Source organism: Candidatus Protochlamydia sp. R18 (assembly GCF_000648255.1).
GTDB lineage: Bacteria > Chlamydiota > Chlamydiia > Chlamydiales > Parachlamydiaceae > Protochlamydia > Protochlamydia amoebophila.
On sequence record NZ_BASL01000784.1, the window covers coordinates 1 to 273 of the forward strand.

Below are 273 nucleotides of genomic sequence, written 5' to 3' on the forward strand. Positions count from 1 at the left end.
GGGTTTTATACACTTTGAAAAGTGGTTGTCAGTGGCGTATGTTGCCAAAAGAATATCCTAAATGGGAAATATGCTATTATTATTTCACTCTTTGGTCCAAAAAAGATCAACAAACTCCTAAAAGTATTCTAGAACAAGTTTTAAAAAAAATCGTTGGAGAGGTTCGACAAAGCAGTGGTCGGAACGAGAAAACCAGTTTTATCATAGTTGATGCGCAAAGCGTTAAGAATACCGATACAGCTGAAAGTAAAGGCTATGATGCAGGAAAAAAAA

At 35.5% G+C, this 273-nt stretch carries 1 protein-coding gene; it reads left to right on the plus strand.

The window, feature by feature from the left end; genetic code table 11:
• A partial coding sequence (locus TY19_RS10915; protein WP_042282540.1) for a transposase occupies positions 1 to 273 on the plus strand: 273 nt, incomplete at both ends.